The sequence below is a fragment of the Lutibacter maritimus genome, from assembly GCF_900116115.1.
Taxonomy (GTDB): Bacteria; Bacteroidota; Bacteroidia; order Flavobacteriales; family Flavobacteriaceae; genus Lutibacter; species Lutibacter maritimus.
In genome coordinates, this window is the sequence record NZ_FOZP01000004.1 from 287,937 (window position 1) to 313,039 (window position 25,103).

A 25,103-nucleotide genomic window follows, 5' to 3' on the forward strand; every position below is an offset into this window, starting at 1 on the left:
ACAATATGTATGCTTTTGATTATTAGAGCTTTGCTTATTCTATAAATCCCGCGCCCGCTGTATTATTACTTTGTGGATCAATTAAAATAAACGCTCCATTTGTTCTGTGCTCTTTAAACGAATCAAAAAATATTGGTTTGTTTAATTGAAATGAAACAGATGCAATATCATTCATTCCTAAACTTGAAATATCTGATTTAATTCCAGAAAAATCGGTTTCAATTTTATGATTTATAGAACTCACCTTTGCTAAAACTTTATTAACACCGTGCTGTAAAACATATTTAGAGCCTGCAGTTAAATTTTTAGCATCCATCCAAGAAACTGTTGCCGTAAATTGCTTTTGAACTTTTGGTAATTCATCAACTTTTACAATCATATCTCCTCTGCTTACATTTACATTATCTTCTAATGTGATAGTACACGATGATCTTCTAGCGGCAGTTTCAAACTTTTTATCATAAAAATAAATTTCTTTAACTCTACTCTTCGTTTCTGAAGGCAATACAATAACTTCATCGCCAACTTTTATTTCGCCTCCATAAACTTTTCCTGCATATCCTCTAAAATCGTGATATTCTTCTGTTTTTGGGCGAATTACATATTGAACAGGAAAGCGAACTTTACCTCTATTATAAATATCTTTTGTATCTAATTTTTCTAAATGTTCTAATAAAGTTTGCCCTTTAAACCAACTCATTACAGTTGACTTTTCTACAACATTATCACCTTTTAAAGCACTAACTGGAATAAAAGTTATATTTTGATCTTCATAATCACTTTTATCTACCAATTTTTGAAAATCTGCTTTAATTTCATTGTATCTTTCTTCAGAAAAATCAACTAAATCCATTTTATTAATGGCAACAATCACATCTTTAATTCTCAATAAATTATTAATGAAAAAATGACGATAGGTTTGCTCAATAACTCCATGACGTGCATCAATTAAAATAATTGCCGCTTGTGATGTTGATGCTCCAGTTACCATATTTCTTGTATATTCTACGTGGCCAGGAGTATCTGCTATAATATAGCTTTTTGTTGCTGTTGAAAAATAAATGTGCGCAACATCAATAGTAATTCCTTGCTCACGCTCAGCCACTAATCCATCTGTTGCTAAAGAAAAATCTAAATAATCGTATCCTTTTTGTTTACTACTACGCTCAATTGCCTCTAATTTATCTGATGTTAATGATTTTGTGTCATACAATAATCTTCCAATTAACGTACTTTTTCCATCATCTACACTTCCTGCTGTTGCTATTTTTAAAACTTCCATTTTTTGGTTGTTTGTTTTTTGTTATTAGTTTTTGTAATTAAAAATTATTCATTTTTAACACATTAAAAGTATCCTTGTTGTTTGCGTTTTTCCATGGCAGCTTCTGAGCGTTTATCATCAATTCTGGCTCCTCTTTCCGAAATACTAGAATCTCTAATTTCAGCAACTACTTGGCTAATTGTAGTTGCATAAGAATCTACCGCAGCTGTACAACTCATATCTCCCACCGTTCTAAAACGCACCCAACGCTCTTCAACCTCCTCATCCTCATCTCTATATACATGTTCTGAAGCCGACCAAATTAAACCATCTCTTAAAAAAGTTTCACGTTTATGTGCAAAATAAATTGAAGGAATTTCTAGATTTTCACGTTCAATATAGGTCCAAACATCCAACTCTGTCCAATTTGAAATTGGGAAAACTCGTACATTTTGACCTAATTCAATTTGACCATTTAACATATCAAATAATTCTGGGCGTTGATTTTTTTCATCCCACTGACCAAAATCATCACGAACAGAAAAAATACGTTCTTTTGCTCTGGCTTTTTCTTCATCTCTACGCGCACCACCAATACAAGCATCAAATTTAAATTCTTCAATGGCATCTAACAATGTTGTTGTTTGCAACATATTTCTACTAGAGTATCTTCCGGATTCTTCTTTTACTTTTCCTTGATCTATGGAGTCTTGAACGTTTCTAACAATTAATTCAACACCTAATTCTTCCACCAATTTATCTCTAAATTCAATAGTTTCAGGAAAATTATGTCCTGTATCTATATGCATTAATGGAAAAGGAATTTTTGCTGGAAAGAATGCTTTTTGCGCCAATCTTACCAAAGTAATTGAATCTTTTCCTCCAGAAAATAACAATACTGGTTTTTCAAATTGCGCTGCAACTTCTCTAAAAATATAAATTGCTTCGTTTTCAAGTGCGTTAATATGTAACTTCTCTGTCATTATCTTTATTTTATGAATGCAATCCGCATTCTCTGTTTTCTAAAACTTTTGTTGGGTCGAAATATTTAAATTCGTTCGGTAAATTATGTTCTTTTAAATATGTATCTAATTGTTCATCAGACCAATGATAAAAAGGACTCACTTTTAAAACCCCATCTTTACTTACAGAAACAATATCTATACTATTTCTAAAAGCTGTTTGACCACTTCTTAAATTTGTAAACCAAACTTCTGGTTTATGTTCTGCCATTGCTCTATTAAAAGGTTCTAACTTTACTTGTTCTGTAAAAATTTTATGCAATGGATCTTCAATTTGAGGTATTCCTATAGTAGCATCTCTGTGAGCAGCCGTTTGCTGAGGAACATATAAATGAACATTTAATTTTAATGTGTCAATTAATTCATTTGCATGTTTATAGGTTTGTGGCGTGTTATAACCAGTATCGCACCATATAACTTTTAATTTTGGATTTACTTGTGTAGTTGCGTGTAAAATTGCAACTTCATAAGGTCTGAAATTAGTGGTTACTAAAGCATTTTTTGTAATACTTAAAGCCCAGATTATTATTTCAGCTGGCGATTTATCTTTTAAATCTTTATTGATTTGTGTTATATCTAAATTTTTCATGTGTCTTTATTATTATTTCTTAATGGTCACATGCTGTTCGCTTTTAATCATTCCGTTTTGTGATAAAATTTTGAACATGCTCGTTTCATTTTTTGCCCCATTTTACAAGATTCCAAACTCTTTCATGGAAAAAGTATAATACCATTTTTGTAATAACTTCAACCATACCTATTGATAATGCCATTTTAATTTCTCCAGTAATAAAAAATGAGATTACAATTGTATCAATAGTACCAACCATGCGCCAACTTATTGCTTTCACAATACTGCGGGTGGCGTTTTCTGAACTTTTAACTTTTTGAAAACTTTTTTCAGTTTCTTTTTCATTTGAAGTTAAAATTTGATCTAAAATCATTTTTATAAATTATAAATATTTTTGACAATGCAAACATACGGCTTTTTTTATTAGTCTACCAAACCGATAGACTTATAGGTTGTTAAAAATTAAAGAATTAACATATTCGTAAAAATCGATAGTATTTTTTAGTTATTTAATGCTTGATTTAGGTCTTGAATTACATCATTCACATGCTCTAAACCAACCGAAATACGCACTAACCCAGGAAAAATACCTGCAGATAATTGTTCTTCTGATGTTAACTTACTATGCGTTGTAGATGCTGGATGCGTAACTATGGTTCTGGTATCACCTAAATTTGCCGATAACGAACACATTTTTATAGCATTCAAAAATTTTCGTCCCGCTTCAATTCCTCCTTTTATATCTATTGCAATAATATTTCCTCCTAATTTCATTTGCTTTTTAGCAATTTCATATTGAGGATGCGATTTTAAAAAAGGGTATTTTACTGTATTTACTTTTGGATGATTTTCTAAAAATTCAGCAATTTTTAACGCATTTTCGCAATGTTTATCTACTCTAACTGCCAAGGTTTCCAAACTTTTACTCAAAATCCAAGCATTAAAAGGTGACATTGCTGGGCCTGTATTTCTTGAAAACAAATAGATTTCACGAACTAAATCTGAGCTTCCAACTACAACTCCACCTAAAACTCTTCCTTGCCCGTCCATTAACTTTGTGGCAGAATGCACCACTAAATCTGCTCCAAATTTTATGGGTTGTTGAATGTATGGCGTTGCAAAACAGTTATCTATTATCAATAACAAATTGTGCTTTTTGGCAATTGTGCCTAATAATTCTAAATCTATAATATCAACTCCTGGATTTGTTGGAGATTCAGCATATAAAATTTTTGAGTTTGGCTGAATAAATTGTTCAATCTCTTCTGGTTTATTAATATCAAAATAAGAAGTTTCAATTCCCCATTTTGGAAAATATTTTGTAAACAATGTGTGTGTTGAACCAAAAACCGAACGCGCAGAAACAATGTGATCTCCACTACTTAATAAAGCTGCAAAGGTTGAATAAATGGCAGCCATTCCTGTTGCAAACGCATAACCATCTTCAGCACCTTCCATTTTAACTACTTTTTCTACAAATTCTGTAGTATTTGGATTGCTAAATCGAGAATATATATTTCGTTCCTTTTCTTCAGAAAAAGAAGCTCTCATATCTTCTGCATCTTCAAAAACAAAGCTAGATGTAATGTACATTGGCGTTGTATGTTCCTGAAATTGAGATCTCTCCAACTGAGTTCTAACTGCTTCTGTTTCAAAATTTTTATGGCTCATTTGTTTGGTATTTCACTTATTTGTAAAAATATATTGACAGATTCTGAAACAAGTTCAGAATGAGGTTTAAAAGTTATTTGAATTAATTTTTTTCTGCTAATCTTAAAATATCTCCAAAAACGCCACGCGCTGTAACCGCTGCTCCTGCTCCTGCTCCTTGAATTACAATTGGTTTTTCGCCGTACGATTCTGTAAATACTTCAAAAATTGCGTCGGCTCCTTGTATTTGTCCTAATGCACTATTTGCAGGAACAGAAATTAATTTTACTTCTAAAATTCCTTTGTCTTCTTGCAAATTACCCGATAAATCACCAATATATCTTAACACATGATTTTCTTTTTGCGCTTCTTTTTTAGCTTGGTAATACGCATTCATTTCTTCTAATTTACCTAAAAATTCTTTTGCAGAACCTTCTCGTAAATTTTCTGGAATTAAATTTTCAATAATAACATCCTCAAATTCATTTTGCAAATCTAACTCTCTGGCTAAAATTAATAATTTTCTTCCTACATCATTTCCGCACAAATCTTCTCTCGGATCTGGTTCAGTATAACCGTTTTTAATAGCTTCACCTAAAACTTCACTAAAAGGCCTGTTTTGAACAGAAAAATTGTTAAACAAATAACTTAAGCTCCCTGAAAAAACTCCTCTAATTCTTGTAATATTTTCACCAGAATCATGCAATAATTTAATCGTATCAATCAATGGTAAACCAGCACCAACATTGGTTTCGTACAAATATGCTTTTTTAAATTCTTTTAATTTACCACGCAATTCTTTGTAAAATGAATAGCTTAATGTATTGGCAATTTTGTTTGAAGAAATTAAATCGAAACCATTTTCAACTAGGTTTATATAGTTTTTTACAAATTCGCTATTTGCGGTATTATCTATAGCAATTAAGTTTTCTAAATGATTTTTTTCAGCAAAATCTAAAATATTCTGAATATTATTTTCAACTGTACTATTTTCTAAATCTTTAGCCCAATTTTCAGAAACACCATTTTTATTAAACAATACTTTTGATGAGTTAGCTACTGCAAAAATGTTTAAATTGATATTTTTTCTATTGATAATGTTTTCTTTGCTTTTTAAAATTTGATTGATCAGCGTTCCTCCAACTAATCCTTTTCCAAAAATGGCAATATTTATGTTTTTAGAAACACCGAAAATTTCACCGTGAATTACATTTACCGCTTTGTTTAAATCTGATTTTTTTACCACCAAACACACATTTTCGCCGGTTACAGTATTGTTAATTAAAATTGGCGTAATATGGTTTTTAATTAAAGCGCTGTATGGCTGATTAAAAGAGTACAAACTTTGCCCGATGATTGAAATTACCGAAACTTTTTCTGTAACATAAATCTGACTTACATCTTTGGTTTGAAACTCATTACTAAACTCATTTTCCAACACCGTTTTTGCTTTGTAACCATTTTTAGCTTCCACTACAAAACCAATTCCACGCTCTGATGATCCTTGTGAAATAATACTGATACTGATATTTTCTCTCCCTAAAGCACCAAAAATTCGTCCATCAACACCAACCTTCCCTAATAAACCTCTACCAATTAAATTTACCAAAGCAACATCTTCTTGCACAGATAACGATTTAATTCCGCCTTGCTCCGATTCTGAACCAATTAAAGTTCCAGGATTTTCAGGATCAAACGTATTTAATATTCTTAACGGAATATTCTTTTCTATTAATGGAATAATGGTTTTTGCGTGTAAAATATTTGCTCCAAAATTGGCCATTTCATTAGCTTCCTGATACGAAAGTTTTTCTATCTTTTTTGAATTTTCAACCAAATCCGGATTTGCAGTATAAATTCCGCTTACATGTGTATAATTTTGAAACTCTTCAGCATTTAAAAAGTTTGCTATTAATGATGCCGTATAATTACTACCATTTCTACCCAAAGTAGTTGTTTCCCCATTTAAATTTGATGCAATAAAACCAGTAATTATTTGCGTAACATCACCATTATTCTTTCTATAATATTCAATCACATTTTCTTCTGAAACACTTTCAAAAGGTAAGGCTTTTCCAAACTGATTATTAGTTTTTATCAATGTTCTAGCATCTACAAAATTGGCTTTTATACACAATTTATTTAATAAATGAGTCAAAGTTTTTGCAGATAAAATTTCTCCTTGCGCCAACACCTGATCTTTTACTTTTGGAGTGTAATCTCCTAGTAAATTTACACCTCTAAAAATTTCATCTAATAATTGAAATTCAGCACCTAAATCCACCGAATTATCAATTTCTAATTGATAGCTTTTCAGTTTTTCAAACTCATCAGCATATGGCAAATTATTTTTTGCTTTTTCTAAAATAGACTCTAAAGAATCTGTAGTATTTCCTCTTGCTGAAACCACCACAGTTATTTTTTCTCCATTTTTAATTTTATTAGCAATAATTTGTAAAGAACTCTCAATTCCAATACCGTTTGCTAATGACTTTCCTCCAAATTTTACTACTTTCATTTTATTTTTTTTAGAACTTTGATTAAATATTGGCTCTATAATTTTACTCAATTGTTGATATTCCATTAAAAAAGCGTCGTGCCCGTGTACAGAATTTATTTCGTTATAGGTAACTTTTGGGTTTGTTAATGCTAAATGTTTGTGTGTTTCTCTATTTTCTTCCGCAGTAAAAAACAAATCAGAATCTACTCCAACAATATGAATATTTGCTTTAATTGAATCTAAAATTGTTGCTTCTCTACCTTTAGTTACATCAATTGTTCTTAATAATTGATTCATTAATTTATAGGCCGAAAGCTGAAAACGTTCTTGTAATTTTTTACCGTGATGCAACAACCAACTTTCTACATTAAAAATTTCTAACTCTTCATTTTTTGATCGTTGGAAACGTTCTTTAAACGATTCTGGAGTTCGGTAACACAACATTGCATGCATACGAGCATCGTGCACCGGATTGCAAGAATTTGATAAAAACTGTTCCTGAATTTGGCAATTTGCAATTAACCAATCGGTAGATTTCCAATCGGTTGCAATGGTTATTAAGTGTTTTGTAATTGTTGGATTTAACACTGCCATTTCCCACGCAATTCCACCTCCTAATGAACCTCCTATTAATGCAAAAAGTTCCTTCAATTTTAATTCTTGTAAACCAATTAAAAATATTTTAGCAATATCTCGCGCCACAAAATCTTTATAATTTTCAATCACAAAACCATCAAAACCATTTCCAGGAATATTGAATGATAAAACAGTATATTTATTGGCATCAATTACTTTATTTCCACCAACCAAATCGCACCACCAACCATTTTCACCGGCAACATCACTATTACCTGTTAATGCGTGATTTACTAAAACTACCGGTGCAGTATATAAATCTTGTCCAAATAGTTGATACGAAAGATTTATATCCTGACCTAAAGTTCCTTTTTCAGGAATAAAATTGGTTATTTTAATATGTTTTAACTTACTCATTAAATTATTTATTCATTGATTAAAAATCAAAAAACTGACTTTAGTTGCTTAAAAAATAATGTTATGAGAAATTGCAGAAATTACCGAAAGTAATTATTGAGTTATCTATCCAAATTGGGTAGAATTTAGCACCTTCTTTAAAAATAAAGGGTTGCTAAGGCTTCACTGGGTCTATTCCCTCTGCCTTTCTTGATAACAATTGTCAATTAGTTTATGAACTAAGGCGCAAATTAACGTAATAATTTTTTCTCACACAAAAAATTTCAGCATAAATTAAATTTGCTTAAAAGCCTCTTCTAAATCTTGCTTTAAATCTTCAATAGCTTCTAAACCTACAGACAACCTAATTAAATCTTGAGTTACTCCAGCTCCAGCTTGTTGCTCAATCGTTAATTGTTGGTGCGTTGTACTTGCCGGATGAATTATTAATGATTTTGTGTCACCAATATTGGCTAATAATGAAAATATTTTAGTAGCATCTGTCACTTTTTTAGCAGCTTCAAACCCTCCTTTTAAACCAAAAGTAACTAAACCACTTTGTCCGTTTGGTAAATATTTTTTAGCCAATTTATAGTATTTACTACTTTCTAAACCAGGATAATTTACCCAAGCAACTTCTTCTTTGCTTTCTAACCATTTTGCCAACTCCAATGCATTTGCACTATGTTGTTTTATACGAACTGGCAACGTTTCTAATCCTTGTATAATTTGAAAAGCGTTAAACGGACTTAAAGCACCACCAAAATCACGTAATCCTTCTAAAATTAATTTAAAAGTAAACGCAGCTGCTCCTAAAGCTTCGCTATAAATTAAACCATGATAACCTGCTGATGGTTCAGTAAATTCAGGGAATTTTCCATTGGTCCAATCAAAAGTTCCGGCATCAATAATGGCGCCACCTAAAGAGTTTCCTTGTCCGCCTATATATTTTGTTAATGAATGGATTACCAAATTTGCTCCGTGTTTTATTGGATTTAACAACGCTGGACTTGCAACAGTATTGTCAACAATAAATGGCACTCCAGCTGCTTTTGATTGTTCTGCAATAGCTTCTAAATCTAACACGTCTAATTTTGGATTTCCTAAAGATTCAACAAAAAAAGCTTTTGTATTTTCTTGCACTGCATTTTTAAAATTTTCTGGGTTTGAAGCATCTACAAACGTAGTTGTTATTCCCAATCTTGGTAAGGTAACATTTAGTAAAGTAAATGTTCCGCCATACAAACTACTTGAAGCTACTATATGATCACCAGCTTTTAATAAGGTTAACAATCCTGTAGAAATTGCCGAAGTTCCTGATGCAAAGACTACCGCACCAACACCACCTTCAATGGCGGCTAAACGTTGTTGTAAAATATCATTGGTAGGGTTGTTTAATCTGGTATAAATAAATCCTAATTCTTTTAATGAAAATAAATTTGCCGCGTGTTCTGTATCATTAAAAACATACGATGATGTTTGATAAATTGGAACAGCTCTCGTTCCTCCTGTTTTAGTTGTATCGTGTCCGGCGTGTAATGCTTGTGTTGAAATTTTTTGAGTACTCATTGTTATATTTTTTATATTTTAATTCTAATGTATTTTAATAAAAAAGTCCCTTTGGTTTTAGGTATTACCAAAGGGACTTAAATCTATATCGATTTTATTTTTTCCATTTATTTTTGGCAATACCATTTCATTGTGCTACGCATCATTTGCATAGACATTTCTGATAAGTTGCACATATTTTTTGGAAAATTTAAATTCATTTTATTACTTTTTTGATATAAAAAAACCTCTGAGTTATCAGAGGTTTCTATTTGTTATATTTTATTACATTTTAAACAATAGCATCCTCTGTGTAAATTTTACACATCATTGTACGCATTTTGTTAAACATAATTTTCATTTTTCTTTATTTTGATGTGACAAATGTAAATACATTTTTTTAATATGCAACAAAAAAATTAATTATTTTAATTCTGCCGTACCAAAGCTAACTGAAAAATCAACACACCAAATATTTACAATTTTATACTTCGCTACATCTGTATTTTCAGGAATTGTGTACGTAAAATCACCTGAAATTCCTTTTAAATCGCCCAAGTTTACAAATTCTGTAGAATTCACATCTGTAGATAAATACACTAATAATTTTGGCCCATTATCCGTTTTAAAATTTGAGAAACTTAATACTGTTATATCAGCATTTACAGATGCTTTTCCAGATGTTGGATGTGCTCCATTTACAAAATCTCCCATCACAAAAATGTTTCCATTTGTTGGGTTATCATCTTCCATTTCCATTTGCTGTACAATTGTTTCCATTTCATCGTTTCCCGAGCAATTACTAAATATTAAAGCAAAAAGTACCAATACAGTTATTTTCTTCATAATATATTTAAGTTTTATAAACTATAGTCTAAAAAAGATTAAAATCATTACAAAATATTCATTAAAAAATTATTTGATAGTTAATTAGTATTTAGTTTTTAAATTTTCATAACTTTGCAAACGAAATATTCAAGAGGAAAAATTTGAACTGATTGCAACCTCATTAAAAAATGCTAAAGCAGTAATTATTTACTCTCTTTAGCGACCAACGCAATCAACAAAATTTTCTTCAAACAATTTAAAATTAAATAATTATGTCATATTTATTTACATCCGAATCAGTTTCTGAAGGACATCCAGATAAAGTTGCTGATCAAATTTCGGATTCATTAGTAGATAACTTTTTAGCTTTTGATGAAAACTCAAAAGTTGCTTGTGAAACATTGGTTACAACTGGTCAAGTAGTATTAGCTGGAGAAGTAAAATCTAACACATATTTAGATGTTCAAAAAATAGCACGTGATGTTATCAATCAAATTGGTTATACTAAAAGTGAGTATATGTTTGATGGAAATTCTTGCGGTGTTTTTTCTGCAATTCACGAACAATCGCAAGATATTAATCAAGGTGTTGATAGAGCAACCAAAGAAGAGCAAGGTGCTGGTGATCAAGGAATGATGTTTGGTTACGCAACCAACGAAACCGAAAATTATATGCCTTTAGCATTGTATTTAAGTCATTTAATTCTACACGAATTGGCTGCTTTAAGACGCGAAAATAATGAAATAACCTATTTACGTCCAGATTCTAAAAGTCAGGTTACTATTGAATACACCGATGATAATGTTCCTTTTAGAATTAAAGATATTGTAGTTTCAACACAACATGATGATTTTGGACCAACAGACGAAGCTATGTTAGCTAAAATTAAAAGTGATGTTATTTCAATTTTAATTCCTAGAGTTTTAAAACAATTACCAGCTAATATTAAAGCATTGTTTAATGATAATATTACATATCACGTAAATCCTACCGGGAAATTTGTAATTGGCGGACCTCACGGAGATACAGGGTTAACAGGAAGAAAGATTATTGTTGATACTTACGGTGGAAAAGGAGCTCACGGTGGTGGAGCTTTCTCTGGAAAAGACCCAAGTAAAGTGGATAGAAGTGCTGCATATGCAACGCGTCATATCGCTAAAAACTTAGTTGCTGCTGGTGTTGCAGATGAAATTTTAATTCAGGTTTCTTATGCCATTGGTGTTGTAAAACCAATGGGGATTTATGTAAATACGTACGGAACTTCAAACGTAAATAAAGGTGATGGCGAAATTGCAGAAATAGTAGAACAACTATTTGATATGAGGCCTGCAGCAATTGAAGCACGTTTAAAACTACGTCAGCCAATGTATTTAGAAACAGCCGCTTACGGACATATGGGACGTGACAATAGAACTGTTACAAAAAAATTTACAAATGTTGATGGAACAGAAAAAGTAATTGATGTTGAGTTATTTACTTGGGAAAAGCTTGATTATGTTGATAAAGTAAAAGCAGCTTTTGGACTGTAATTATTTTATTTTTTAATAAAAATTTAAAATCTTCACTACTTTAGGTTCTCCTAAATTTTTGAAGATTTTTTTAACTTTTTTTCACAAAAAAAGCCTCTCAAAATTGAGAGGCTTTTTTTGTGCGGGCGGGGAGACTCGAACTCCCACACCTTGCGGCACCAGATCCTAAGTCTGGCGTGTCTACCAATTCCACCACGCCCGCGTGGTAATTGTGGGTGCAAATATACACAATCCTAACAAATTGCAAAGTAGTTATTAAATATTTTTTTAATCAATTTTAATCAAAAAAAAAATGTGTAATTTTGAGTAAAATAAATACTACTCTTAATGGAAAATATTAAATCATACGTAACTAATAATAAAGAAAGATTTATACATGAACTTATTGAATTATTGAAAATCCCATCAATAAGTGCAGATTCAGCTTATAGTCAAGATGTGTTAAACACTGCCGATGCTGTAAAAGATGCTTTAGAAAAAGCAGGATGTACTGCCGTTGAAATTTGTGAAACTCCTGGTTATCCAATAGTTTATGGTGAAAAAATTATAAACCCAAAACTTCCAACTGTATTAGTTTATGGACATTATGATGTGCAACCTGCAGATCCAATTAACTTATGGACCTCTCCTCCTTTTGAGCCTGTTATAAAAGTAACTGATAAACATCCTGAAGGAGCCATATTTGCTCGTGGCGCTTGTGATGACAAAGGTCAAATGTATATGCATGTAAAAGCATTAGAATATATGACCGTTAATAATGAGTTACCTTGCAACGTAAAATTTATGATTGAAGGTGAAGAAGAAATTGGCTCATCAAGCTTAGCTTGGTTTGTTGAACGCAATCAAGAAAAACTTGCAAATGATGTTATTTTAATTTCTGATACTGGAATGATTTCAAATTCACAACCATCAATTACAACTGGCTTACGTGGTTTAAGTTATGTTGAAGTTGAAGTAACTGGTCCAAACAGAGATTTACATTCCGGTTTATATGGTGGTGCAGTTGCAAATCCAATCAATATTTTAACAAAAATGATTGCATCCTTACACGATGAAAACAACCACATAACAATTCCAGGATTTTATGATAAAGTAGAAGAACTTTCCCTGGAAGAAAGAGCTGAAATGGCAAAAGCTCCTTTTTCATTAGAAAATTATAAAGATGCACTTGATATAGAAGATGTTTATGGTGAACAAGGCTACACAACAAACGAACGAAATTCTATCCGTCCAACTTTAGATGTCAATGGAATTTGGGGAGGTTATACTGGTGAAGGAGCAAAAACTGTAATTGCCAGCAAAGCTTATGCAAAAATATCTATGCGATTAGTTCCAAATCAAGATTGGAAAGAAATAACAGAATTGTTTAAAAATCATTTTGAAAGTATTGCACCTAAAGCTGTAAAAGTAAAAGTTACACCTCATCATGGTGGGCAAGGTTATGTAACTCCAATTGACAATATTGGTTATCAAGCGGCAAACAAAGCGTATACTGAAACTTTTGGCATTCCAGCAATTCCACAACGTTCTGGAGGAAGTATTCCTATTGTTGCGCTATTTGAAAAAGAATTAAAAAGCAAAACTATATTAATGGGATTTGGTTTAGATAGTGATGCTATACATTCACCAAATGAACATTTTGGAGTATTTAACTACTTAAAAGGTATTGAAACAATTCCTTTATTTTACAAATATTTTGCTGAGTTACATTCCTAATAAAAAAGGGTTTCAATATATATTGAAACCCTTTTTTATTTAACTTATATTTTAATTAACTGGAATATAAATTTCTGTAATCCATTTAGCCGGATTGGATGTGTTTTCTGGTCCTACTTTGTAAATTTCAAAAGGCTCAGCATTTTCTGTTGCAATTAATCCTGCATCTGAAATTGCCTTGCTAGCAGCAATCCAAGCTTCATTTGAAAATTTATAATCACCTATAAATTCGGTTTTAAACGTTTTTACAGGCTCTTGAAATCCTGTTAAAATATTCCCAGTAGTTATAATTCTTACGTTTACAGGAAAACAAGCAGAAAACATAACTGTTTTATTTTCTTCATCCCATTTATGGTATAAAACAAAAGGATTTCCATACTTTTCTATAGTATTTTCATCCATAAAATTAGAAACATTTGCCATCATTTCTCTCATGTTATCATTAAATAAATCCATTTTACACGATGTTGTTTGATATAAATAAAAACCGCCGCCATAATCAACTATACCTTTAAAATTAAAGCTATGTTTTTCCATTTCTTTTGTTAAATATTGATCTAATAACTCCAAACCTCTGTTATACATCGGAGTCATATTTTTTTCTATTCCACCTTTAAAAAGCCAATATAATTTTTCACTAAAACTATTTTTACCACGCATTCCCCACGTTACTTCAGTACCATTTTCAACTGCATTAAATTTCCAATAAACCTCTGGGGCACTTCCTGAACCAAAATCTATTTGTTGAATAATTTCTTTATTTGGTATTATTGAAATAGTTTTCATTGAACCACTTCCTTCTGCTCCAGTCCAAGAATATGACGCTCCAACTCCCGAAGTTATTTCAGGATACGATGCAACAATTGAACTATCCATTTCTAACCAAGGCCCCCAATTATTCCAGTTTTTATAATCGTTTATTTCATTAAAAACCATCTCAATAGGCACTTTTATTGTACGTGTACTTTTAGTATTGTAATCTGCTTTTAAAGTAGCTATATAAATAGACCCTCCAATTATAAAAATTAACAAAAAAAGTACTATATATTTTAAAGCTCTCATAATTATCATATTAGTTTTTAGCTTAGCTAAATTAATAAATTAATCGGTGAAATTTTAGTAAATTTGGAGTTCAATCAAATTTTAATAATATGAAAATTAAATATTTAGTGTTTTCGATACTATTTGTGTCGATTTTATTTTCTTGTAAAAAGGAAAAAGAAGCAATTGTTGAAGAACCATTTCAGTATGAAGTAGAACAATTTGCAGATGTAAAAATTCTTCGTTATCAAATTCCTGGTTTTGAAAACCTTACTTTAAATCAAAAAAAATTGGTGTATTATTTATCTCAAGCCGGAATGGAAGGAAGAGATATTATGTACGATCAAAATTACCGTCACAATTTAAAAATAAGACGCGCTTTAGAAAATGTGTATCAAAATTTTAAAGGAGATAAAACTTCAGAAAACTGGAAAAATTTCGAAATTTATTTAAAAAGAATCTGGTTTTCAAACGGAATTCATCATCATTATTCTAACGACAAATTTATTCCAGAATTTACAAAAGAATATTTTGATAGCCTATTAAAAGAAACAAATACAGAACTTTTAGGTGAAGCGTATGATGTTATTTTTAATGATGCTGACGCTAAAAAAGTAAACTTAGATGAAAGCAAAGGTTTATTAGAAGGTTCTGCAATTAATTTTTATTCGCCAAATGTTACTGCTGCGGATGTTGATGCTTTTTATGCAACTAAAATTGATGAAAATAATGCAACACCTGTTGAATTTGGTTTAAACTCTAAATTGATTAAAAATGACGACGGTACTTTAGAAGAAAAAGTGTGGAAAGTTGGTGGAATGTACAGTGCATCTATTGAAAAAATAGTGTTTTGGTTAGAAAAAGCTGTTGAAGTTGCTGAAAATGAAAAACAAGCTGAAGCCTTAAAATTATTAATAAAATATTACCAAACTGGCGATTTAAAAACTTGGGACGACTATAATATTGCCTGGGCTACTAGCACCGATGGTGATATTGATTATATCAATGGATTTATTGAAGTTTATAACGATCCGAAAGCATATAGGGGCTCTTACGAAACAGTGGTGCAAATCAAAGATTTTGATATGTCTAAAAAAATGGCAGTTTTATCGGAAAACGCACAATGGTTTGAAGATAATTCAACATTGTTACCAGAACATAAAAAGAAAAATGTTGTTGGAGTTTCATACAAAACTGTAAATGTAGCTTCTGAATCTGGAGATTCTTCACCTTCAACACCAATTGGAGTGAACCTACCAAATAGCAACTGGATTCGTCAACAACATGGTTCTAAATCTGTTTCTTTAGGTAATATTATTGAAGCATACAACCAAGCTGGTGGAACTGATAAATTAAAAGAATTTGCTTTTGATGAAGCTGAAATTGCTGCTGAAATTGAATACGGACAAACGGCTGATAAATTACACACATCTTTACATGAAGTTATTGGTCACGCAAGCGGACAATTAAATGAAGGTATTGGACAACCAAAAGAAACTTTGAAAAATTATGCTTCAACTTTAGAAGAAGCGCGTGCTGATTTAGTTGGTTTGTATTATTTACCTGACGCAAAATTAGTTGAAATGAAAATTTCTCCAAATGCAGAAGGAATTGGAAAAGCAGCGTATGATGGTTACATTAGAAATGGTTTATTAACTCAATTAGTTCGTTTAAATTTAGGTGACGATATTGAAGAAGCACATATGAGAAACCGTCAATTAGTTGCTGCTTGGGCTTTTGAAAAAGGACAACCTGAAAATGTAATTGAAAAAGTTGTAAAGGATAATAAAACGTATTTTGTTATTAGAGATTACGCTAAATTAAGAGTTTTATTTGGCGATTTATTGCGTGAAATTCAACGTATAAAATCTGAAGGAGATTTTGAAGCTGGAAAAGCGTTGATTGAAACCTACGGAGTAAAAGTAGATCAAGCAATTCATAAAGAAGTTTTAGATAGAAATGCGAAATTTAAATCGGCTCCTTATAGTGGTTTTGTAAACCCAGTTTTAACTCCTGTAACTGACGCTGACGGAAATATTACTGATATTAAAGTAGTGCAACCAACTGATTTTGTTGAACAAATGTTAGATTATGCACAAAGATTTACAACGCTTCCAAACGAAAATTAAAAAATAGAATTTATCAATTTTTAAAATCCGTTTCAATTCTTTTTGAAGCGGATTTTTTTTTAGTGTAATGAAAAGGTTATTAACGTAAAAATGGCAATAATTAAAAACATTGCAATAATAACTATAAAGCTGTTTTTATAATACTTTTTATGAATTTTAATATCCTTTCTATAACTCCAAATCATTGCAATTGTAAAAGCAATTACAAATAAACCTGCAAAAATAAGTTGTCCTTTGCTAAACATTTTTATTGTGTATATTTACAGTAAAAGTACAAATTTTTTGTTATGAAAAGAGCATTAATTATAGGAGCTTCTTCTGGAATTGGAAAAGAATTAGCTAAAGTTTTAGTAACTAAAGGTTATAACGTTATTATCACAGGAAGAAGACGTACTTTATTAGAAGAAATAAAAAAATCAAATCCAGAAAATTACATAGTTAAAGAACAGGATGTTACTAATTTAGAAGGAAACATTCAGTTTTTTAACGAATTAAAAACTCAATTTAAACATATAGATTTAATAGTGTATAGCTCAGGAATTGGTGACGCTAACTACACATTAAATTGGGAACAAGAAAATAATGTTATTCAAACAAATGTAGTTGCGGCAACTCAAATTTATGGATTAGCCTATAATTTTTTCAGAAAGCAAGGTTATGGTCATTTGGTAGGTATTTCATCTATCGCATCAATAAGAGGAAACAGACACGCACCTTGCTATTTTGCCTCTAAAGCATTTCAAGCTAATTATTTAGAATCCTTATACATGAAGGGCAAAAGAAGTAAAGCTAAAATTATGGTTACCGATATTCAGCCAGGTTTTGTGGATACAGCAATGGCATTGGGCGAAACTTTTTGGATGGCTTCGGTAAATAAAGCAACAACACAAATTTATTCGGCAATAAAAAAGAAAAAAAGAAAAGCATATATTACTAAAAGATGGGCTTTAATAGCTTGGGTTTTAAAATTTGCACCAACATCATTACTCTATAAATTTTCTTAGAAAAAAAATCTACTCACAAAAAATATAATTTAAATGAAGAATAAAATAAAAGCTGTACAAGAATTTCATGAAGCGTTTGGTTTAGGAGTTCAACAAAAACCAATTGCAAATTTGGATGAAAACAAACTTCAATTGCGGTTTGATTTAATGGCTGAAGAAAATGAGGAATACCTTGAAGCTGCTAAAAATAATGATATTGTTGAAGTTGCCGATGCTTTGGGTGATATGTTGTATATTTTATGTGGAACAATTTTGGAGCACGGAATGCAACATAAAATTGAAGCGGTTTTTAATGAAATTCAACGTAGCAATATGAGCAAACTAGGTGCAGACGGAAAACCTATTTATAGAGAAGACGGAAAAGTAATGAAAGGCCCAAATTATTTTAAACCTAATATTTCTGATATTATTTATAAATAATAAAAATGTATTACAGAAAATCTATATTGTAAAATCCTCCTCTATTTTCTTTCCTAAATTTTGAAAATTGAGTAATTAAATATGCTGTTGTAATTAAATTACGAAGTTCACATAAATCTACTGAAAGTTCAGAGTGATCGTATAATCGTTTGTTATCTTCATATAAAACGCGCAATTTTCTTTCTGCTCTTAATAAACGTTCATCAGAACGAACAATTCCAACATAATTGCTCATAATAGTTTTTACTTCATTTCTATCGTGAGTAATTAATACTTTTTCCATATTTTTTACAACACCGCTATCATTCCATACTGGTACGCTTGTAGGTGCTTTAATTTTAGAAAATCGTTTTGATAAATTTTCAACTGCTCTATGAGAAAACACAAGACCTTCTAATAATGAGTTGGAAGCCAATCTATTTGCGCCATGAAGCCCTGTTCTGGTTACTTCACCACAAGCATATAAATTTTTAATAGAAGTTTTTGCTTTTTTATTCACGTTTACACCTCCACAAATGTAATGTTGCGCTGGACAAACCGGAATAAAATCCTTTCTTACATCAATTCCTAAACTTTTACACTTTTCAGTAATATTAGGAAAATGTTTTTTAAAAGCCTTATAATCAATATGTGTACAATCTAAATAAACATTTGATGTTCCACTTTTTTTAAGTTCACTATCAATAGCTCTTGCAACAATATCTCTTGATGCTAATTCCTCACGTTCATCATATTTATGCATAAAGCGTTCCCCATAATAATCTCTTAAAATAGCACCTTCACCTCTTACGGCTTCAGATATTAAAAATGCAGGATATTCTCCAGGGTTGTATAACGCTGTTGGGTGAAATTGTATAAATTCAACATCAGAAATTTCAGCTTTAGCTCTATACGCCATTGCAATTCCATCACCCGTCGCAATTACTGGATTTGTTGTAGTTACATACACTTGACCGTTTCCTCCAGTAGCAAGCATTGTTACTTTTGCTGAAAAAGTTTTAACAATGTTTTTCTTTTCATCTAAAACATACGCTCCAAAACAAGTAATTTTTTCTTTTCTTTTTGTCTCTTGCTTTTTTACTTGGTGCTCAGTAATTAAGTCAATTGCATAATGATACGTTAAAAAATTAATATTTTCAGCTTTCTCAACTTGTTCAATTAAGGTTCTTTCTATTTCTGCTCCGGTTATATCTTTATGATGTAAAACTCTATCTTGTGAATGTCCACCTTCTCTTCCTAATGAATAATTACCATCTGCGTCTTTATCAAATTGTGTTCCCCAATTTATTAATTCTTGAAGCCTTTCAGGAGCATCTTTAACTACCATTTTAACTACTTCTTCATCGCAAATTCCATCCCCAGCAATTAATGTGTCTTTTATGTGTTGTTCAAATGAATCGACTGTTTTATCCCAAACTGTAGAAATTCCACCTTGTGCATACTTTGTATTACACTCGTTTTTTTCATTTTTAGTAACTATAGTAATTCTCGCATTTTTAAATTTATTTGCAGTTTTTAATGCAAATGATAATCCTGCAATTCCAGACCCTATTACTAAAAAATCTGTTTTGTGAATTTTTTTTTCAGCGTTCATTTATTTTTTATTTAGATAGCTCTAGCATTCTTTCAATTGAAACTAGCGCTTTTTTGCTTAATTCTTTATCTACTTCAACAAAAGGAAGTTCATGTTTTAAGCATAAGTATAATTTTTTCATAGTGTTCATTTTCATATAAAAACATTCACTACAATTACAACTATCGTCTTCAACAGGTGCAGGAATTAATATTTTATCTGGAGATTCTTGTCGCATTTTATGTAAAATACCTACTTCAGTGGCTACAATAAAAGTTGTTGCTTTACTTGTTTTTACATAGTTTAATAATCCTGAAGTTGATCCAACATATTTTGCAACTTTTAATAAGTGTGCTTCAGATTCTGGGTGTGCAATAATTTCGGCTCCTGGATTTTCAGCATATAACGTTAATATTTTATCAATAGAAAATGCCTCGTGAACCATACAAGCACCATCCCACAATACCATATCTCTTCCGGTTTTTTTAACTAACCAAGCTCCCAAATTTCTATCTGGAGCAAAAATAATTGGCTGGTCTTTTGGTATAGAGTTTATAATTTTTTCGGCGTTTGATGAAGTACAAACAATATCAGTTAATGCCTTAATTTCTGCCGAAGTATTTACATAAGAAACTACTATATGATTTGGATGTTTCTTTTTGAAAGCTGCAAATTCTGAAGGTGGACAAGAATCTGCCAAAGAACAACCCGCTTTTAAATCTGGCAATAATACTTTTTTAGTTGGATTTAAAATTTTAGCGGTTTCTGCCATAAAATGTACACCAGCAAACACAATAATATCAGCGTTTGTAGTGGCTGCTTTTTGTGCCAATGCTAAACTATCTCCTACAAAATCTGCAATATCCTGAATTGCATCTTCTTGATAATAATGTGCAAGAATTATTGCATTTTTTTCCTTTCTTAATCTGTTAATTTCCTCAACATAATTTATGTTTTTTGGTGTTTCAACATCTAAGAATCCCTTTTCCTGTAAGTTTTTTTTAGCTTTTTCAAGTAGTGTCATAAATTATTTTTATTTGATGAGGACAAATAATATGCCAAACAATCGGATTATGAGTCCGATTGTTTAAGCAGGTGCAATTTATAAAAAGTTATAGTTATAGACAAACAATACTTGATTGTTGAGTTTTATTGAATTTTATATCTCCAACCAAATTTATCTTCAGCTAAATTTCTTTGTATATCTGTAATACTTTTTTTAATAAAAGATGCGTAACTATTTTCAACTTTAGGAAGTTCAAATTTTTCGCCTTTATGTGCAAATCCTAAAATTGGGCTTATTACAGCAGCTGTGCCAGCTCCAAACATTTCAAGTAATTCACCTTTTTTAGCTGCTTCAACTATTTCTGAAACTTTTACTGGTCTAACTTCAACTTTAATTCCTTTGTCTTCAGCAAATTGAATGATACTTTTACGAGTAACTCCATCTAAAATACGCTCACTTGTTGGTGCTGTTAATAACGTGTCATTTACTCTAAAAAATACGTTCATTGTCCCAGCCTCTTCTAAATATTCGTGGGTAGAAGCATCTGTCCATAAAACTTGTTGGTAACCTTGTTGTGCGGCTAATTTTGCTGGATAAAATGATGCTGCATAATTTCCAGCAGCTTTTGCATAACCAACTCCACCATTAGCAGAACGGCTATATTTATCAGCAATTTCAACACGAACTTCACCTGCATAATATGCTTGAACTGGTGAACAAATAATCATAAACTTATAATTTGTTGACGATGATGCTGAAACACAATTTTCAGTTGCAATTACAAATGGACGAATGTATAACGAATTTCCTTCTCCTTTTTGTACCCAATCTTTATCTAATTTTAATAATTCTGTCAATCCTTCAAAGAAATATTCTTTTGGAAAAGCAGGCATATCCAATCTTTCAGCAGACTTATTAATACGTTCTTGATTTTGATCTGGTCTAAACAACCAAACGTCATTATTATCATCTTTATAAGCTTTCATTCCTTCAAAAACAGCTTGTCCATAATGAAAAACTTTTGCGGAAGGATCAAATGCAATTGGCTGATATGGTCTAATTTTTGGCGTTTGCCATTGTCCATTTTCATAATCACATTCAAACATATGATCTGTAAATATTTGACCAAATTTTAAATTGTTAAAATCAACAGATGATATCTTTGATTTTGTAGTTTTTTCAATATGTAAAGCCATAATTCATCTTATTTTAATTTAAACAAAATTACTTAATTTTTTTTATCCGTAATTTTGCTTTGTTGTAAGTGTACTACCTTATTTTTAATATATTTGGGTAAAAATATTCAATAAAATAATAAGATTAAAATAAAATTACATTATTAGTAGGTTTTAAATCTCTTTTTTTGATTTTAATATAAAAATTACATACATAAAAATAATTAAAAACCCTAATAATTAGTTAATTATAAATTTTACACTATTGGAAAGAAAAGTAATAATTACTGACGATGGATCTTCAACAATTTATTTAAGTGAATGGAATGAAAATTACCATTCTAAACACGGTGCAATTCAAGAAGCAAAACACGTTTTTATAAAAAGTGGTTTATCACTATTTTCAAATGCAGATGTTTCAATTTTAGAAATTGGCTTTGGAACTGGTTTAAATAGTTTTATTACTTTTTTAGAAGCTCCAACATTTAATTTAAAAATTGATTATATTGGCGTTGAAGCTTATCCTGTTTCAACTGAAGAAATAAGTTGTTTAAATTATGTAGAACAGTTAGAAGCAAAAGAATTTGAAACTGTTTTTGAGCAAATGCATCAACAAAATTGGGAAATTAAAAATGAAATTTCTTCTGATTTTTCACTCACCAAAAGGCAACAATTTTTTAATGAAATTGATGATATAAATACATTTAATTTAATTTATTTTGATGCTTTTGGAGCGAGAGTTCAACCAGAATTATGGACTGAAGAAATTTTTCAAAAAATGTATAATTCATTAAAAACTGATGGTATTTTAGTTACTTACAGCGCTAAAGGTAGCGTTAGAAGAGCCTTGCAAACTGTTGGCTTTTTAGTTGAAAAATTACCAGGCCCTCCAGGAAAAAGAGAAATGTTACGTGCAACCAAAAAATAATAAAGCAGTATGGAAAATAGATTTAAAAAACGTAAAAAACCGAATTACAAACGTGGTATAATTTTAGTATTGGCACTTTTTTTAATATTATACTTATGGCTAAATGCAGAAACTATAATTACTGCTTTGTTTGATAAAAAATAGCTATTTTTTATAGACTCGTCCTTTCCATTCATATTTTTTAAAGGTTGAAAAAAGACTAACAAAAAGGATATAAAAAGGATATAACAAACTTGTAATTGGAACAAAAATTAGCGATTTCCTATTTTTTAAAAATTTTGATGTCTTTTCAATTAATAAAAAATCAACAAACATTTTTTGGATAAAAATGATAAAGAAAGCTTTCCAATGAATTGGATTTATTAATGTTGTAATTATAACAGTAAAAATCATTAAGTTTTCTAAAAAAACCATAATTCCAACAAATTTAGCAAAATTGTTTTTGTAAGATGTTGATTTTGAAGCCCAACGTATTTGCTGATTAAAAAACTGTTTCCAAGTTAGCGCTGAGTTTGTTAAAACAACACTTTCTTCCGATTTTAAAAAGAGCGTTTTATTAGGGTGTTTTTCAATCATTTTTTCTAATAAAAAAATATCGTCACCGCTTGCAATAGTTTCATTTCCAACAAAACCATTAATTTCATTAAATATTTTTTTTGAGTAACATAAATTTGCTCCGTTGCACATAAAAGGTTTTTTTATTCCAAAACCACCAATGGTACTTCCAATTAAACTTATAAAATTTAAGTTTTGAAAATGAAATAAAAAGGAAGCTTTCTGTTTAAATGAAACTGGAGCACTTATAAATAACGGTTTTTTATCTTCAATAAATTCATTAAAAAGAGTCAACCAATTTTTTGGCACTTCACAATCAGCATCAGTTGTCACAATCCAATCAAATTTTGACTGCTGAATTCCTACTGAAATAGCATCTTTTTTAGGAGAATTTGATGTTCTTTTATTGTTTAATAAAACAATTGTAAGTTGTGGATATTGTTTTTTAAAACCTGCAATAATTGGTTCAAATGCATCGGTAGAATTATCATTAACTAAAAGTATTTCAAACAAATTAGCTGGATAATTTAAATTGGATAGCGATTGTAATAATTTGGGTAAATTTTCAACTTCATTTCTAAAAGCAACAACAATTGTAAAGGTGTTTTTTGGTGAAGTTTCACGACTTTTAAAATTTTTAAGATAATTGAAACCGCTAATAAAAGCTATAATTAATATTGTATAAATAACAGATATTACAATAACAATGTAAATCATTCGCTTTTTTTAAGTTTAAAATTCAACACAAATATACTGCCAATAATTGCTGGAATCGCAAAATTCAACAGCCACATTATTGTTGTAATCGTCAAAATAGTAATTTCATTTACACCAACAAAACTAAACAACCAAACTGCAATTGATCCTTTTATTGCCCAGTCAAAAATGGCGATACTTGGTATTATTGAAGCTAAAAAATACAGGCAAAACAATAAATTTAAAGCTGTGAAATAATCAATCTCAACAGAAAATAAATGTAATAAATATATAAATTGATGCGAGAAAAACACATACCGCAAAAATGAAAGTCCAACTATTTCAACATATATTTTCTTTGAAATACTTTTAAAATACGCTCCAATTTTATATAGCTTCAACTTTTTTCTGAATAAAATGGCGATTACCAAAATACCAACAATCAAAACTATTTTTAAAACATTAATTTCTGGATATTGAAAACTGTAATTTTTTATTAAAAAAAACAATCCAAAAACTCCAAAAGTAATAGTAATTAGTAGTTGACTTAAATTTCCGATAAGGTTTAAAAGCATTATTTGCTTTCTTTTCCCTTTTTCGAAATAAATAGATTTTGCGCCATATTCTCCAATTCTATTAGGCGTAATTATGGATGAAGTTAACGATGCAAAACATTGCTGATAAGCTTCAAAAAATGATATTTTATTTTCAATACTTGCTAATTTTTTCCATTTAAAAATTTCTAACAACCAATTGGCATCTGTAAAAAGCAATAAAATTAAAATAACAAATATTCCTTTAGAACCAACTATTGAAAGTTGTTCCAAAAATGCTTGAAAAGGCAAACCCTTATTATTGGCTATTTTTATATATAAAAAATAAAAAGCACCGACAACTATTACTAGCTTAGTAAGTAAAAAAAAGATGCGTTTATATTTGTTCAAGATATTGTACATTTGGTTTTACAAATAAACAACTT

General features: G+C 30.3%; 21 protein-coding genes, 1 tRNA gene and 1 riboswitch. Of the genes, 6 read left to right on the top strand and 16 right to left on the bottom strand.

Annotated features, from left to right (window positions below):
* Positions 1 to 34: 34 nt before the first annotated feature.
* The 8 genes from BM335_RS08475 to BM335_RS08510 all read right to left on the bottom strand — a co-directional run bounded on the left by BM335_RS08475 (position 35) and on the right by BM335_RS08510 (position 10,370).
* Positions 35 to 1,282 (bottom strand): sulfate adenylyltransferase subunit 1, encoded by a 1,248-nt coding sequence (locus tag BM335_RS08475; RefSeq protein WP_090225416.1) that lies wholly within the window; start codon positions 1,280 to 1,282, stop codon positions 35 to 37.
* Between the two features lie 62 nt (positions 1,283 to 1,344).
* Positions 1,345 to 2,244, bottom strand: a complete 900-nt coding sequence (gene cysD, locus BM335_RS08480; RefSeq protein ID WP_090225419.1) for a sulfate adenylyltransferase subunit CysD — start codon at positions 2,242 to 2,244, stop codon at positions 1,345 to 1,347.
* A gap of 10 nt (positions 2,245 to 2,254) precedes the next feature.
* Positions 2,255 to 2,872 (bottom strand): phosphoadenosine phosphosulfate reductase domain-containing protein, encoded by a 618-nt coding sequence (locus BM335_RS08485; RefSeq protein ID WP_090225421.1) that lies wholly within the window; start codon positions 2,870 to 2,872, stop codon positions 2,255 to 2,257.
* 85 nt (positions 2,873 to 2,957) lie between these two features.
* On the bottom strand, positions 2,958 to 3,227 hold the full coding sequence (locus BM335_RS08490) for a DUF2061 domain-containing protein (protein ID WP_090225424.1): 270 nt from the start codon (positions 3,225 to 3,227) through the stop codon (positions 2,958 to 2,960).
* 128 nt (positions 3,228 to 3,355) lie between these two features.
* Positions 3,356 to 4,525, bottom strand: a complete 1,170-nt coding sequence (locus BM335_RS08495; protein WP_090225426.1) for a trans-sulfuration enzyme family protein — start codon at positions 4,523 to 4,525, stop codon at positions 3,356 to 3,358.
* 82 nt (positions 4,526 to 4,607) lie between these two features.
* A complete protein-coding gene (gene thrA / locus BM335_RS08500; RefSeq protein WP_090225429.1) occupies positions 4,608 to 7,997 on the bottom strand; it encodes a bifunctional aspartate kinase/homoserine dehydrogenase I in 3,390 nt (1,129 codons plus the stop codon).
* A gap of 98 nt (positions 7,998 to 8,095) precedes the next feature.
* Positions 8,096 to 8,196: riboswitch (SAM riboswitch) on the bottom strand.
* Between the two features lie 74 nt (positions 8,197 to 8,270).
* Complete coding sequence (locus BM335_RS08505; protein WP_090225432.1) at positions 8,271 to 9,545, bottom strand: O-acetylhomoserine aminocarboxypropyltransferase/cysteine synthase family protein; 1,275 nt, start codon at positions 9,543 to 9,545, stop codon at positions 8,271 to 8,273.
* A gap of 402 nt (positions 9,546 to 9,947) precedes the next feature.
* Positions 9,948 to 10,370: a DM13 domain-containing protein gene (locus BM335_RS08510; protein WP_090225435.1), complete on the bottom strand. Its 423-nt coding sequence runs from the start codon at positions 10,368 to 10,370 to the stop codon at positions 9,948 to 9,950.
* 254 nt (positions 10,371 to 10,624) lie between these two features.
* On the opposite strand from BM335_RS08510, the gene metK reads away from it, so the two are divergent.
* The gene (metK, locus tag BM335_RS08515) at positions 10,625 to 11,881 is read left to right on the top strand and encodes a methionine adenosyltransferase (RefSeq protein WP_090225438.1); all 1,257 of its coding nucleotides are present in this window, start codon (positions 10,625 to 10,627) and stop codon (positions 11,879 to 11,881) included.
* A 120-nt stretch (positions 11,882 to 12,001) separates the two neighbouring features.
* Here the strand turns inward: metK and BM335_RS08520 are convergent.
* Positions 12,002 to 12,083 (bottom strand) — tRNA-Leu (locus tag BM335_RS08520).
* A gap of 125 nt (positions 12,084 to 12,208) precedes the next feature.
* Between BM335_RS08520 and BM335_RS08525 the strand changes: the two genes are divergently transcribed.
* On the top strand, positions 12,209 to 13,597 hold the full coding sequence (locus BM335_RS08525) for a dipeptidase (protein ID WP_090225440.1): 1,389 nt from the start codon (positions 12,209 to 12,211) through the stop codon (positions 13,595 to 13,597).
* Between the two features lie 51 nt (positions 13,598 to 13,648).
* Here BM335_RS08525 and BM335_RS08530 read toward each other — a convergent pair whose 3' ends face one another.
* Entirely contained in the window at positions 13,649 to 14,659 is a 1,011-nt protein-coding gene (locus BM335_RS08530; RefSeq protein ID WP_177219184.1) for an SRPBCC family protein, read from the bottom strand.
* Positions 14,660 to 14,748: 89 nt separating this feature from the next.
* On the opposite strand from BM335_RS08530, the gene BM335_RS08535 reads away from it, so the two are divergent.
* Positions 14,749 to 16,767, top strand: a complete 2,019-nt coding sequence (locus BM335_RS08535) for a dipeptidyl-peptidase 3 family protein (protein ID WP_090225445.1) — start codon at positions 14,749 to 14,751, stop codon at positions 16,765 to 16,767.
* A gap of 59 nt (positions 16,768 to 16,826) precedes the next feature.
* On the opposite strand, the gene BM335_RS08540 is transcribed toward BM335_RS08535, so the two are convergent.
* Positions 16,827 to 17,012 carry a hypothetical protein gene (locus tag BM335_RS08540; RefSeq protein WP_090225447.1) on the bottom strand — a complete coding sequence of 62 codons (186 nt, stop codon included), beginning with the start codon at positions 17,010 to 17,012 and terminating at the stop codon, positions 16,827 to 16,829.
* A gap of 42 nt (positions 17,013 to 17,054) precedes the next feature.
* Between BM335_RS08540 and BM335_RS08545 the strand changes: the two genes are divergently transcribed.
* Both BM335_RS08545 and BM335_RS08550 read left to right on the top strand, forming a co-directional pair.
* Positions 17,055 to 17,771: an SDR family NAD(P)-dependent oxidoreductase gene (locus BM335_RS08545; protein ID WP_090225449.1), complete on the top strand. Its 717-nt coding sequence runs from the start codon at positions 17,055 to 17,057 to the stop codon at positions 17,769 to 17,771.
* Between the two features lie 33 nt (positions 17,772 to 17,804).
* Positions 17,805 to 18,191: a pyrophosphohydrolase domain-containing protein gene (locus BM335_RS08550; RefSeq protein ID WP_090225452.1), complete on the top strand. Its 387-nt coding sequence runs from the start codon at positions 17,805 to 17,807 to the stop codon at positions 18,189 to 18,191.
* 10 nt (positions 18,192 to 18,201) lie between these two features.
* Here BM335_RS08550 and nadB read toward each other — a convergent pair whose 3' ends face one another.
* The 3 genes from nadB to BM335_RS08565 all read right to left on the bottom strand — a co-directional run bounded on the left by nadB (position 18,202) and on the right by BM335_RS08565 (position 21,966).
* Complete coding sequence (gene nadB, locus BM335_RS08555) at positions 18,202 to 19,785, bottom strand: L-aspartate oxidase (protein WP_245780645.1); 1,584 nt, start codon at positions 19,783 to 19,785, stop codon at positions 18,202 to 18,204.
* A 7-nt stretch (positions 19,786 to 19,792) separates the two neighbouring features.
* The gene (gene nadA / locus BM335_RS08560; protein ID WP_090225457.1) at positions 19,793 to 20,788 is read right to left on the bottom strand and encodes a quinolinate synthase NadA; all 996 of its coding nucleotides are present in this window, start codon (positions 20,786 to 20,788) and stop codon (positions 19,793 to 19,795) included.
* A 125-nt stretch (positions 20,789 to 20,913) separates the two neighbouring features.
* Positions 20,914 to 21,966 carry a branched-chain amino acid aminotransferase gene (locus BM335_RS08565; protein ID WP_090225460.1) on the bottom strand — a complete coding sequence of 351 codons (1,053 nt, stop codon included), beginning with the start codon at positions 21,964 to 21,966 and terminating at the stop codon, positions 20,914 to 20,916.
* Positions 21,967 to 22,210: 244 nt separating this feature from the next.
* On the opposite strand from BM335_RS08565, the gene mnmD reads away from it, so the two are divergent.
* Entirely contained in the window at positions 22,211 to 22,873 is a 663-nt protein-coding gene (mnmD, locus tag BM335_RS08570; protein ID WP_090225462.1) for a tRNA (5-methylaminomethyl-2-thiouridine)(34)-methyltransferase MnmC2, read from the top strand.
* A 144-nt stretch (positions 22,874 to 23,017) separates the two neighbouring features.
* On the opposite strand, the gene BM335_RS08575 is transcribed toward mnmD, so the two are convergent.
* Positions 23,018 to 24,145 (bottom strand): glycosyltransferase family 2 protein, encoded by a 1,128-nt coding sequence (locus BM335_RS08575; RefSeq protein ID WP_090225465.1) that lies wholly within the window; start codon positions 24,143 to 24,145, stop codon positions 23,018 to 23,020.
* Positions 24,142 to 24,951: a hypothetical protein gene (locus BM335_RS08580; protein WP_245780646.1), complete on the bottom strand. Its 810-nt coding sequence runs from the start codon at positions 24,949 to 24,951 to the stop codon at positions 24,142 to 24,144. The genes BM335_RS08575 and BM335_RS08580 overlap by 4 nt, the downstream gene beginning before the upstream one ends.
* Positions 24,952 to 25,103: the final 152 nt, after the last annotated feature.